Source organism: Candidatus Moraniibacteriota bacterium (assembly GCA_026396275.1).
In the GTDB taxonomy this organism is placed as follows: Bacteria; Patescibacteriota; Minisyncoccia; order Moranbacterales; family JAPLXC01; genus JAPLXC01.
Genome location: JAPLXC010000015.1, coordinates 1 through 12,638, shown reverse-complemented (window position 1 = coordinate 12,638; position 12,638 = coordinate 1). Strand labels below are relative to the sequence as shown.

Annotated in this window: 13 protein-coding genes and 1 pseudogene; 13 read left to right on the top strand and 1 reads right to left on the bottom strand. The window is 41.4% G+C overall.

The annotated features are described in order from the left end of the window. Positions 1-604: 604 nt before the first annotated feature. The 9 genes and pseudogenes from NT136_03420 to NT136_03380 all read left to right on the top strand — a co-directional run bounded on the left by NT136_03420 (position 605) and on the right by NT136_03380 (position 7,740). A pseudogene (locus tag NT136_03420) lies at positions 605-886 on the top strand (PEP-utilizing enzyme). Between the two features lie 4 nt (positions 887-890). Further along, positions 891-1,337: a hypothetical protein gene (locus NT136_03415; protein MCX6765982.1), complete on the top strand. Its 447-nt coding sequence runs from the start codon at positions 891-893 to the stop codon at positions 1,335-1,337. A 43-nt stretch (positions 1,338-1,380) separates the two neighbouring features. Beyond that, complete coding sequence (locus NT136_03410; protein MCX6765981.1) at positions 1,381-2,277, top strand: phosphoglycerate mutase family protein; 897 nt, start codon at positions 1,381-1,383, stop codon at positions 2,275-2,277. Further along, positions 2,278-3,213: a hypothetical protein gene (locus NT136_03405; GenBank protein ID MCX6765980.1), complete on the top strand. Its 936-nt coding sequence runs from the start codon at positions 2,278-2,280 to the stop codon at positions 3,211-3,213. A 17-nt stretch (positions 3,214-3,230) separates the two neighbouring features. Next, complete coding sequence (locus tag NT136_03400) at positions 3,231-4,154, top strand: FAD-dependent oxidoreductase (protein ID MCX6765979.1); 924 nt, start codon at positions 3,231-3,233, stop codon at positions 4,152-4,154. 143 nt (positions 4,155-4,297) lie between these two features. After that, positions 4,298-4,738 carry a secondary thiamine-phosphate synthase enzyme YjbQ gene (locus NT136_03395; protein ID MCX6765978.1) on the top strand — a complete coding sequence of 147 codons (441 nt, stop codon included), beginning with the start codon at positions 4,298-4,300 and terminating at the stop codon, positions 4,736-4,738. Positions 4,739-4,837: 99 nt separating this feature from the next. Further along, positions 4,838-5,464 carry a protein-L-isoaspartate O-methyltransferase gene (pcm, locus tag NT136_03390; GenBank protein MCX6765977.1) on the top strand — a complete coding sequence of 209 codons (627 nt, stop codon included), beginning with the start codon at positions 4,838-4,840 and terminating at the stop codon, positions 5,462-5,464. Between the two features lie 14 nt (positions 5,465-5,478). Further along, positions 5,479-6,492, top strand: coding sequence for an endolytic transglycosylase MltG (gene mltG, locus NT136_03385; GenBank protein ID MCX6765976.1), 1,014 nt, complete (start codon positions 5,479-5,481; stop codon positions 6,490-6,492). Positions 6,493-6,630: 138 nt separating this feature from the next. After that, positions 6,631-7,740 carry a CHAP domain-containing protein gene (locus NT136_03380; GenBank protein ID MCX6765975.1) on the top strand — a complete coding sequence of 370 codons (1,110 nt, stop codon included), beginning with the start codon at positions 6,631-6,633 and terminating at the stop codon, positions 7,738-7,740. Between the two features lie 83 nt (positions 7,741-7,823). On the opposite strand, the gene NT136_03375 is transcribed toward NT136_03380, so the two are convergent. Then, positions 7,824-8,432 carry a hypothetical protein gene (locus tag NT136_03375; GenBank protein ID MCX6765974.1) on the bottom strand — a complete coding sequence of 203 codons (609 nt, stop codon included), beginning with the start codon at positions 8,430-8,432 and terminating at the stop codon, positions 7,824-7,826. Positions 8,433-8,612: 180 nt separating this feature from the next. Here NT136_03375 and NT136_03370 point away from each other — a divergent pair, with 180 nt between their 5' ends. The 4 genes from NT136_03370 to mrdA form a co-directional block, all read left to right on the top strand. Then, positions 8,613-9,701: a rod shape-determining protein gene (locus tag NT136_03370; GenBank protein ID MCX6765973.1), complete on the top strand. Its 1,089-nt coding sequence runs from the start codon at positions 8,613-8,615 to the stop codon at positions 9,699-9,701. A 23-nt stretch (positions 9,702-9,724) separates the two neighbouring features. Continuing rightward, the gene (mreC, locus tag NT136_03365; GenBank protein ID MCX6765972.1) at positions 9,725-10,537 is read left to right on the top strand and encodes a rod shape-determining protein MreC; all 813 of its coding nucleotides are present in this window, start codon (positions 9,725-9,727) and stop codon (positions 10,535-10,537) included. 13 nt (positions 10,538-10,550) lie between these two features. Next, positions 10,551-11,072, top strand: a complete 522-nt coding sequence (locus tag NT136_03360; GenBank protein MCX6765971.1) for a hypothetical protein — start codon at positions 10,551-10,553, stop codon at positions 11,070-11,072. Between the two features lie 33 nt (positions 11,073-11,105). After that, positions 11,106-12,638: penicillin-binding protein 2 (gene mrdA / locus NT136_03355; GenBank protein ID MCX6765970.1), on the top strand; the 1,533-nt coding region annotated here is incomplete at its 3' end.

Genomic DNA, 12,638 nt, shown 5'->3' with positions numbered 1-12,638 from the left:
AAAAGGGAAAAAGTTTTCTGATAAAAAGATTCAAGAGATAATATTCAATCAGTGGTACGACTTTGGAGCCAGAATATTTACTCACGCTTCCAATCATTCCTATGAGTTGGAAGATTACATAAAAAAATTCCGCAAAAATTTGAAAATTGATGCCGATAAAGAACTGAAAAAGATAAGAGCAGGCGAAAATAAAGAAAAAGAATTGCTTGATAAAACTCTATTGGGAATTAAAAAGAATAAAGATATTTTAAAACATGTCAAATGGCTAAGGCAAGCTTTGAGTGACAGAAATTTTGAATCGGAAAAAGTGAATATTTACTATGAGCATGGCAATAAATTTTATACTGAAATTGATAGGCGCTTAAATATTTTGCCGGACGGACATTTATTTTTGTCTAAGGGCGAAATTCTAGAAGGATTAACGGGGAAAATTAATGCCAGAAAAATTTACCAAGAGCGAAAAAAGAAAGGATTTACTATAAAGCAAAAGGGAAATAAGATTGTTGTATTTACTGGAACAAAGAAAAAAGATTTTCACGAAAATGCAATAGCAAAAAATCCTAAAATTATTAAAGGAATGCCGACTTATCAGGGAAAGATACAGGGCAGGGTAAAAATAATTTTGGATCCGTGGGAGGAAGGAAGAAAATTTAAAGAAGGAATGGTGTTGGTTACCTCAATGACTACTCCGGATTTCGTGGCTTTAATAAAAAGGGCAAAGGCAATTGTTACTGATGAAGGAGGACTGCTATGCCACGCTGCGATTATTTCACGAGAACTTAAAAAACCCTGCATAATCGGCACGAAGATTGCGACGCAGGTTTTAAAAGATGGGGATTTAGTGGAGGTGGATGCGTATAAGGGCTTGGTAAGAATATTGAAATAATGCCATGCAATTATTACTAAAACATACTTATTTGATGGATGTTAGCAAAATAAACGCGGACTTAAAACGGCTTTGGAAAAGATATCAAGCAATACTCAAAAAACCAAACTGGAATGATTTAAATGAGGCAAGAGCGATTCTCTATTTAATCGGCCAAATATATTGCGAAAGGATTGCACCCGAAGCCATAGAAAGAAGATTACATTTATTAAAAAAGCCCTTAAAAATAAATACATTTCTTCTCCTCATTGATTCAAAATCAAAAAAACTGGCGATATTGAGAAAGGATTCTTTATTTGCCGAGTTGGAAAAATTTTATATTTTGGCAAAAGGTTTCAAGAATAAATTTGTTGGAGGAAAATATTATTTGGACGAGGAAAAGTTTATTGGGTTATATAATAGATACAGTCCAAATAGAAATATTAAAGTCGGATATAAAGGTAAATTTTGAAATAATACAAAGCTTTTAAAATGTAGTTATTTTAGAAAAAAATATGTATAATCCGGAAAAAGTTACCTCTCCAGAAGTGGAGAAAAAAGTTGAAACAAAAATAATTTTGGAGTTTATGAGGCATGGCGAACCGGAATCCTGGAAAGAAAGCCAACCCGACGAAAGAAGGCGTTTAACAGAGAAGGGCAGAGCTCAATCAGATGAAAAAGGGAGGAAATTAAATCCACAAGCTGATGTATCACTAGCGTGGTCGAGCCATCGCGATAGAGCCAAAGAAACTGCTTATCGGACAATGCTAGCGGACGAAAATATAAATCCCGATGCCGGTTTGGAAGATATTGAAAAAGTCATTTCCGAGGAACTAAAAGTGGGGAAGAAAATTATTAGCGATAAAAGATTGGACTACAACGACGAAGGAGAATTAGGGGACTTGTTATGGGAAGCGGATGACAAAGGAGAATTTCTTGATTGGTTAGTGAATAAAAGTGACAAAGAAGCTCTTAAGTATCCGGGTAATGAGACAATTACTTACACAAGAGCGGCGGGCAACATCGCCGAAATAATCGGACGATACGCAAAAATTGGCAATAATTTCAACCGGATAGCATCCAAGGCAGGTAAATACGAAAAATTTGGAAACCAACTAGAGAGGTATTTGGGAACGCACCAGGGAATTGTTGAATTATTTATTGCGAAAATAATAGAGAAAGCGGAGGGTGTGGAGGAAAGAAATGAATTTATTAAAGCATTGGGCGAAGGATTTGAACTCACGGAGGGACCAAGGATAGAGATTTCAAGCAAGGACAGTGAGCAAAATATTTACATGGCCTATAAAAATGCTGAAGGCAAAGAAGAAAAAATAGAAATAAAAAAAGAATTACTGGAAGAAATAATAAAAGATAAAGAGAATTTTGAAAAGTCAATTGAATCTCAAAAATAGATGTTTACAAAATCCTTTGAGCATTTGTCGAAAAACGACATAAAAATCGCTGGTGGGAAAGGTGCTTCGCTTGGAGAAATGTTGAGTATTAAAATGCCTGTGCCGCCAGGATTTGTTGTTTTGGCCAGTGCTTTTGATAGATTTTTAACTGAAACTGATTTGAATGTTGAAGTGATGGCCAAGCTTAAAAAAGTAAATAAAAAAGATATAAATTCAATTGAAGAAGTGTCCGAAGAAATTAGGGATTTGATAAATGACGAGAAATTTCCAAAAGATATTGGAAAAGATATTTTAAAAGAATTTAAAAAGCTTAATGCGAGATTCGTCGCGGTCCGTTCTTCCGCCACCGCCGAGGATTCTTCCATTGCTTCTTGGGCGGGAGAATTAGAAAGTTATTTAAATGTAACAAGAAATAATTTACTAGAGTCATTAAGGAAATGCTGGTCATCGCTTTTTACTCCCCGTGCTATATTTTACCGCTTCGAGAAAAAGTTAGATAAACAAAAGGTTTCAGTAGCCGTGGTTGTCCAAAAAATGGTGCAGTCGGAAATATCCGGTATTTGCTTTACCGTTCATCCAGTTACAAAAGATCGCAATCAAATGGTAATTGAAGCAGGCTACGGGTTGGGAGAAGCGATTGTCGGCGGGAAAATTACTCCTGACACTTACATTGTGGATAAAAAGGAAATGAAGATTTTGGATAAAAATATCTCTGAACAGAAAATAATGATTATTAAAGGAAAAAAGAGTACAATCGAAGTAAGAGTACCACTATTAAAGCAGGGCAAACAAAAACTTTCAGACAAACAGACATTGAAATTAGCCGTAATTTGCCGGATAATAGAAAAGCATTACAGGTTTCCACAGGACATTGAATGGGCGCTGGGAAAAGATAATTTTTATGTTACTCAATCAAGGCCGATAACAACTTTGTAATTTTTTTAAATAAGATTATGGAAAACGAAACCTACGATTTAATTATCATCGGCGCGGGGCCGGCGGGATTGGGGGCCTCAATCTACGCCAGCCGATATAAACTTAATCATCTGGTAATCGGCGCTGAAATGGGAGGCCAAGCGGTGAACGCCTGGCAGGTGGAAAATTATCCGGGCTACGAAAAAATTTCCGGCAGAGACCTGACGGAAAAATTTAGAATACAGGCGGAAAATCTGGGAGGAAAAATAATTCAGGGAGTCGTGGGCGGTGTCAAAAAAAATAACGGAGAGTTTGAAGTTTTTACCGAGGATGGAAAAAGCCATAAATCCCAAAGCATTATTTTAGCTCTTGGCATGAAGCCGAGAAAACTTAACATCCCCGGCGAGGATAAATTTGTCGGCAAAGGCGTTTCCTATTGCGCCACTTGCGACGCTGCCTTTTTCCGCGGGAAGGACGTAGTGGTAATCGGCGGGGGCGACGCGGCAGCAACGGCGGCTCTCCACGTCGCGGAATTTGCCAGTAAGGTTTATGTATTGTATCGGGATAATTATATTTTCGAACCGGTTTGGGAAGAACAAATTAAAAAGAATCCCAAAATAGAGCTGGTTTGCTGCAGTAATGTAGCCGAAATTAAAGGCGACCAGAAAGTTACCGCGGTGTCATATGAATTTCAGGGCGCCAAAAAAGAATTGCCTGCTCAAGGCGTTTTTATTGAAATTGGTTCAGTGCCGGGTGTCGCCATTGCCAAAGAATTAGGAATTGAAACCGACGAGCAGGGTTATATCATAGTTGATCGCACCCAAGCGACTAACATAGAAAATGTCTTCGCCGCCGGTGATGTCACCACTGGCTCTAACAAATTCCGCCAGATTATCACGGCCGTAGCCGAAGGAGCAGTGGCGGCGGGAAGTACGTATAAAAAGCTAAAACTGAAAAGGTAATAGTCGCTTCTTTGATAAAAAGACAAATTGTGGTAAAATAACAGTAATCTTTACTAATTACTAAGAAAATTTTATGAAGATGCACAAACAAGAGATAAACGTCGAACAGGGGGGCTAGTAGACAGTTAATTCGTAGAAAACTTATGAGGATATACAAACAAAAAATAAACGTTGAAAGTAGAACCCAGATTGAATTCTTAGACATAACCGACAAGGTTCAGGAAGTTATTGACGGGTCGGGAATCCGCGAGGGGCAGGCGCTCATTTACGCTCCCCATACGACTATGGGAATTGTCGTTAATTACAACGAGCCGATGCTTCTTCAGGATTTTATGCGCATTCTTTACAAACTGGTTCCGATTGATGACCAGTATTCCCACGATCTTTTTGAACTGCGCCGGACCAAGCTCTCTGACGGAAGAAGCAATGGCCATTCCCACTGCAAATCACTGCTTACGGGAATAAGCGAAACAATTCCGGTAGAAAAAGGGAAACTGCTGATCACAGCCCGCCAGAGCATTTTCGCGGTTGACTTTGACGGAGCAAGAAAAAGAGATATCATAGTTCAAGTCATTGGATTATAACTAACAACCAACAACTTACAACAACGAATTATTGCTGGATTTTTAGCTTTAAAAGTTGTTAGTTATTTGTGGTTAGTTATAAAGTTACAAAATTATTTTATGAGCAAGCTGGTTAATGATTTAATAAAGAACGGCTACTTGAAAACCGATCTCGTCATTGACGCCTTTTCGGAAATAAACAGAATAGAATTCGTTCCCGAAGATCTTGAGAATCAATCCGAAGTTAATATCCCTCTTCCTATCGGTTATGGGCAGACGATATCCCAGCCGCTGACAGTGGCTATTATGTTTGAGCTTCTTGATCCGCGCCGGGAACAAAACATTTTGGATGTGGGAAGCGGATCGGGTTGGACGACAGCGTTGCTTTCCTATATTGTAGGACCCAAAGGAAAAGTTACGGCACTGGAGAGGATTTCCGAACTCTGTGAATTTGGAAAAAAGAACGCCGACAAATACGGTTTCATAAAGAAGAGAATCACGGAATTTTACTGTTCTGACGGAAGCGCTGGTTTTCCGAAAAACGCGCCCTATGACCGTATTTTGGTTTCAGCGGCGACCAGTGAAGTTCCCCGATTACTTAAAGAACAGCTCAAAATCGGAGGCAAAATGGTGGTTCCGGTGCACAACGACATCTGGTATCTTGAAAAAAAAGGAGAAGACGATTTTTACAAAGAAGAATATCCGGGATTTTCATTCGTTCCCCTGATTCAGGAAACCAATATTTAATCTAGCTTCAAATAGTGTTTAACAAAAAGATAGAAAAGTTTATAGCAGTTTTTATCATTCTTTCTATGATAGTAGGGAGTTTTTTTTATTTCCGCCAGCAGGTTTATTTTTCTCACGGGAGTTACCGGGAAACAAAAATTTTTACAGTCAAAAAAGGAGAGAGGAACGTTTTGATTGCTTCACGACTAAAGGAAGAAGGATTGATAACAGGAAAAATTTATTTTTATTATTATCTTAGAACTCACGGACTTCAAAATAAAATCCTTCCGGGGGACTATGAACTGTCTGGCGGGCTGACCATTCCGGAAATCGCCCTCATTCTGGCAGAAGAACAGACAAAATTTATAAAAGTTACTTTTCCCGAAGGATGGACATCAAAGCAGATGGCCGAGCGGCTTAAGGCCAACGGGCTTCCCGGAGATGATTTTTTGGCAATTGCCAGTAATCCCCAAGAACTGGCCGAAAATTATAATTTTCTGTCCGGTGATGGCATAAAAAACCTTGAGGGCTATCTTTTTCCAGACACTTATTTTTTTGCTAAAGACGCGACAGCCAAAGATATTGCCGTGAAATTACTGGGAATATTCAATACCAAGATAACGCCGCCAATGAAAGCGGACGCGCTGGCCAGGGGAAAAAGCTTGAACGAAATTGTTATTATGGCCAGCATCATTGAAGGAGAAGTGAGAAGCGAGGAAGACCGAAAAATCGTAAGCGGAATTTTTTGGAAGCGCCTGGAAAACGGAAAGCCGTTGGAAAGTTGCGCCACCCTGGCTTATGTTCTTGGAACCCGCAAAGCGCAGTACTCTTATGCCGACACCCAGTTTGATTCTCCTTATAACACCTATCTTCACCAGGGACTTCCTTCCGGCCCGATTTCCAACCCCGGCCTTTCATCAATTGAAGCCGCTCTTTATCCCCAAGAATCCAACTACAACTATTTTCTAAGCGATCCGGAAACGGGAGAAACCATTTTTTCCGCCACTTATGAAGAACATAATGAAAATAAGAGGAAGTATGGCCTTTAGAAAGCGGTAGTGCCTATTGCATTTGCACTATTAACAATCCTGTCGTTTGTTTATATATTTAAAATTGTACCTTAACATTTTTAGCATTAAGAAAAGAGGTAAAAGCATAGCGTTTGTGAAGTAGTTCGGAAGCAAAGAATGTTAACCTGTTTTAAACTTGAAACCCAAAAGGAGGAAGTGATGAAAAGGTTAGCTTTAGTATTGATGCTGACTTGTATATGTTTGCTCCATCTCTCTGGAAATGTTTTTGCATTTGAATATTCTGGCTCGATGACAAAAGGAGGCTATACTTACACCGATTATTTTATTGCTCGTTCAGCTTCTGCAGGTACCTACATAGGCGTTTTTTACAATTCAGAGTGCTACGGCACAAATCATGTAACAAATGTCACTCATCAGTTCAATCCCTCTTGCTCGACTGGCGGGTATGTGTGGTACGGTACTTCTTGTAACGTCAATATGGAAAGTTGCGGATATTCAAACAGGTTTTCCGTCGGCTATGGCTATATAAATAGCGTTTTTTCCGATAGTGGAGGAGGAAATTATGTCTTGTCAACAATTTATACAGATTGGTCGACTTCTCGTGATATTTATTCTTCGGGCGGTAGCCATTCTTTAATTTTGGCAAACACAGTTACGCCTCCTGCTCAACTCACCATAGTTGTTGATCCCTTGGAAGGTGGCAACGTAACGGGCAGCGGTATTTCCTGCAACGTTGATGAGAACAGCACTTGCCAATATTCGATCAGTCAAATTTTACAAGCAAGCCTTGAAGCCAATGCCAATGAAGGTTATGCTTTCGGTCACTGGCTGGGCATTGAAAATCCCCATGCAATAACGCCAAGCGAAAGCACAACGATTACGGCGAAGTTCTTTAAGACGTTCAGAAATGCGGCGGGGAGTTTCAGAAAAGCCGAAAATGAAACAGGCGGATGGTGTCTCAATTATGTCGAATATGAGACAGATCTTCCAGACGGCGTGTGTACCTACTCTGCTATAAATTGCTTTGCCCAAGCGAATGTTAAAGGGTATGCTACAGGCAAAGAACCCAGAGCTGGAGCCATTATCGCATTTGCTCAAACAGACACCATGCCGAATGGTCATGTTGGAATAGTTACCTCTATCAATGAAAGTGCAGGCACTATGTCTATTCACGATTCCAACCTGAACGAAGATGGAATTGTCCATGACCACACAGTGAACATAAACAACTCTGACATTCTTGGATATATCTATTACACTCCGTAGAAAACTTTGGCAAACGTGCCAATATAAACCAAAGGGCAGAACTTAATGAGTTCTGCCCTTTTCTAATAAAACTTAAAGATTTTTTATTTTATAAATTTGAAAGAATTGAGCACGGTCTCAAAAATTGTCTTAAGAAATGTAGTGGAATCGGTGCCGTATATGGTTATTATATTTTTTCCGTCGACAATAACAACCACAGCATTCCCGTTATCGGTAGGATTTTGAATTGAGAATTTTTTTGCAGGCTTACCGCCTACAATTATATCGGAAGTGATAATATTTCTTTCTGGTTTTTTATATCTAGCTAGTTCCTTATTAAAAGCCTGAACTAACGAGAAGTTATTTGTGTTAGCGGAAACACTTACATTAATTACCCAATGCCCGTCTGGTCGATCACTTAACCCAAAAAGGCTATCAGTTGCATCCTGGGAAATTACTAAATTTTGTGGATATTCAAACTCTAATCCATAAGTATTATTTGTATATTTGGTTGTTATTTTACTATCTTCTAGAGCTTTTTCATCTGACTGATTATTGTTTTTTGCATTATACTTTTGATTTACTTGTGGCACCTGTGGTTGCTCTATCGCTAATTGATTTTTTTCAACTTTCCACACGAACACTCCAATCGTAATAGTGACAATTAAAATTATAATTACCCCAATACCAGTAGGAATTTTTTGTTTTTTCATCTTTTTATTTTGTTATCCAATTACTTCTATATTATGACAAACAATGTAAAAGTTGTAAACAATTGACTTTCTGGTACTTTGACATCCGCCGTTATTTTCAGTATTATATATAGAGCAAGGTAAACAAAAATAAAAACGTGCCAAAATGGTCTACGCGCTTTTTTATTTGTGAAAATTCGTATGCTGAAAAAAATTAAAGCAATTTTAAGAAAAATAACCGGCAATATTTTCGGCAATCTTTCTAAAGACATCGGCATCGACCTGGGAACAGCCAATACCCTGGTTTATGTGCGCGGGAAAGGCATTGTTATCAATGAGCCCTCGGTGGTAGCGATTAACAAGCGGACGGGGCAAATTCTGGCCATTGGCAGAGAAGCCAAGCAGATGGTGGGAAAAACACCGGGGCATATCGTGGCCACGCGCCCCTTGGTTGGCGGGGTAGTGAGTGATTTTGAAGTGACCGAGCAAATGCTCAAATATTTTATTGATAAAGTTCACAAAGAGTCCTTTTCTCTTTTACCCCGGCCGCGCGTTTTAATCGGGATCCCGTCAGGAATCACTGAAGTGGAAAAAAAAGCCGTTATTGACGCTACCACTAACGCTGGCGCCCGGGAGGCCTATCTTATTGATGAGCCGATGGCGGCGGCGATCGGAGCCCGTCTTCCCGTAACGGAAGCGGCGGGCAATATGGTGGTTGACATTGGAGGAGGAACTTCGGAAATTGCGGTTATCTCCCTGGGAGGGGTGGTAATCTGCCGGAGTTTGCGGGTAGCTGGAGACGAAATGAACGAGGACATCGTCCGCTATTGCCGCGATGAATTCAACCTCCTAATAGGAGAAAAAACAGCCGAGGATGTTAAAATCGCCATTGGCAGCGCCTATCCGCAGCGGGAGGCAATGACCTTTCCGGTCCGCGGCAGGGATCTGGTAAGCGGCCTTCCCAAGGAAGTAATCGTTAATGATGAGCAGATTAGAGAAGCGCTGTCCCGTTCAATCAGAATCATAGTCAATAGCATTAAGACGGTTGTCGAGGAGACTCCGCCGGAACTTTTAGCTGACGTGATGCAGCGAGGAATAATTTTAGCCGGGGGCGGCAGTTTAGTCAGAGGACTGGATAAATTAATCGCTAATCAGACCGAAATGCCGGTGCGGATGATGGAGGACCCTCTTACCGCGGTGGTTCGGGGCACTGGAATTGTCTTGGAGGACTTGGAAAATTTAAGAGATATTTTAGTAGAGAACGAGCAGGATAAATTGTTGCGTTTCTAGACAGTTTTTAGCAAAAGAAGTATATGTTTCGGAAATTTTTAGCCACAAAACTTTTTAAAGTCATTTTAATTGCGGCCGCCTGCGGACTGCTTATTTTTTTAAATCCAGCCAATGTTTTCCATCCTCTTCAGCTGGCAGTGAAAGAAATATTTTCTCCCTTTCAAAAAATTTCCTATCTCGCATCCTTGAAATTATTGGGAGCTAAAGAATTTCTTTCATCCATCGGGCAGCTGAAAAGAGAAAATGAGCGGCTTACTGAAGAGAATCAAAAACTGCTGGCCCGGAACGCCATGTTTCGCGACGTAGAAAGAGAAAACAAACTTCTCAAAGAGCAAATGAACCTTGCTCCCGGAGATAAGTTTAAATTGGAGACGGCTTATGTTATCAGCCGGGATCCCAGAGGGCTGGGAAACTGGATTGAAATTAGCAAAGGCAGAAGCGACGGCATTCGCGAAGGGATGCCGGTCATCGTTTCCCAGGGCATTCTTATCGGAGTGGCGGATGAAGTTAGAGCCGGAAGTTCCCGGGTGACTCTTATTACCAATCCCCAGAGTGTTGTCAATGCTATGATAGCGGAAACAGGAACTAAAGGAGTCGTCCGGGGAGAATACGGCCTGGGAATTATTTTTGATATGGTACTGCAAACTGATCCGATCAAAGCCGGCGATGAAATCGTTACCTCGGGAATAGGAAAAAATATCCCCCGCGGCCTTCTTATTGGAAAGGTCCAGGACGTGCGCCTTTCCGGAGACCGCCTTTTTCAGCAGGCCGCAATTTCTTCACCGGTTCAATTTTCCAGGACAGAAATAGTGTTTGTTATTAAAAATGTGAAATAGAATCTTATTAAAAATGAAAAAGAAAATTATTTATTTCGCCATAATCTGCGCGGCGCTGATAATTCAAACAAGCATGCTGACTGTTTTCTTTCCCGACTATCAGATTCCCCAAATTATGCTGATGCTGGTGATTGCTTTGACCTTGAGCGTTGGGTTTACACGCGCCCTGCCGTGGGTTATCCTGACGGGATTTGCCTTTGATCTGGTTTCCTATGCCAGGATCGGCACGACAGTCATTATTTTTGTTTTAATTTCCTACGCCGCTAACTTTTTTTACCGGCGTTTCCTGATGGAAAACAAAGGATGGGGTTTGCTGGCCATCGTGCTTTTTGTGGCTGCCGCGACTGTGATTCACCGTATGTATCTGCTTTTTCTTGTTTGGGCCGAGAGCAGTTTTCAGACGAAGCTGGCAGAGTCCGGTGCTTTTTTCGGAGGGCTGGAAAGCGAAGTGTTTTTCAATATCATTTTGTTTTTTCTTTGCCTTTTGATTTTGAAAAAAATAGAAAAGCAGCCTTTTTTCGCCTACAGCCGGTAAGGATAACATAGTAAACGCAAAACATTAACGAACATGAATATCAAAAAAAAGCGCCGCCCTCTGCAGGGAGTGGAAATTGAGGACTATCTGCTGACGGCAACGGAAAAAGAAGCGGCCCGGATGGAAAAGCCGTTTACCAGGAAGCAATTCAGCGTCTTCTGGTGGTGCATCGTGGCGACGCTCCTGGTGCTGGGCGCGAGAACTTTTTATTTGAGTGTCGTGAAGGGAAGTTATTATCAAGAGATCGCCAAGGGAAACAGGATTCGCGCCATCGTCATCAAGTCCCCGAGAGGAAAAATTATGGATCGCTCCGGTCAAATATTAGTGAATAATATTCCCAGTATTGATGCCGTGATTGTTCCCTTTGATCTTCCCCGCGATGATTTAAAGATAAAGGAAATGGCTTCCGGACTCTCGGATATCATAAAAATCAACGAGGGAGAAATCCGGGCGAAGCTGGAAAGCGTCGACCCGGTATCACTGACGCCGATTCTTCTCAAAGAACGCCTGGCTCAAGAGGAGGCATTGATACTGCTCGAACGGGGCCGGGAGTTTCCCGGCGTTGTGATGGAGAAAACAGCGGTGAGAGATTATGTGGATGGGTTGATTTTCTCCCACATTCTGGGCTATGAGGGAAAAATAGAAAAAGAAGAGCTGGAGAATAATTCCGGATATTTACTTACCGATTACATCGGAAAGCAAGGGATAGAGAAGTCGTACGAAAACCAACTCCGGGGTGTCAATGGCGCTTTCCAAGCGGAAGTTGATTCAGCCGGATCCATCAAAAGGGAGATTGGCATTATTAACCCTAAGCCGGGAAATGATCTGGTACTTGGCATTGACGCCGGACTTCAAAAAAAGATATTTGACGGCCTGAATGCCATTTTGGAAAAAACCCGGACTAGCACGGCGGCAGCGGTGGCTCTCAATCCGAAAAATGGGGAAGTACTGGCTTTGGTGAGCTTGCCCAGTTTTGACAACAACTTATTCACTCAAGGAATGTCTTCGGATGAATATGTAAAATTAGCCAATGATCCTGACAAGCCCTTTTTCAACCGGGCCATATCAGGGGCATATCCGCCTGGTTCGGTAATCAAGCCAATTTACGCGGCAGCAGGAATGACCGAAGGTATCATTAACCCGTCAAGCGCGGTGAATTGTACCGGTTCCATATCCGTAGGGACATATCGCTTTGGCGACTGGAAAACCCACGGTCACACTGATGTGCGAAAAGCAATAGCGGAAAGCTGCGACGTGTTTTTTTATTCGGTGGGAGGCGGTTATGGAGATATTTCCGGCCTGGGCATAGAGCGAATGAAAAAATACGCCAACATATTTGGTCTTGGTGCAGCGGCCGGAATTGATATTCCGGGAGAAGTGGATGGTTTTTTTCCCGACGAGCAGTGGAAACTTAATAAACTAGGGGAAAAGTGGTATACCGGCAACAGTTATCACGCGGCTATCGGGCAGGGATTCATCACGGTAACTCCCTTGCAGATCGCCAATTATGTGGCGGCGATTGCCAATGGCGGAAAACTTTACCGTCCTTATCTTGTCTCCCAAATA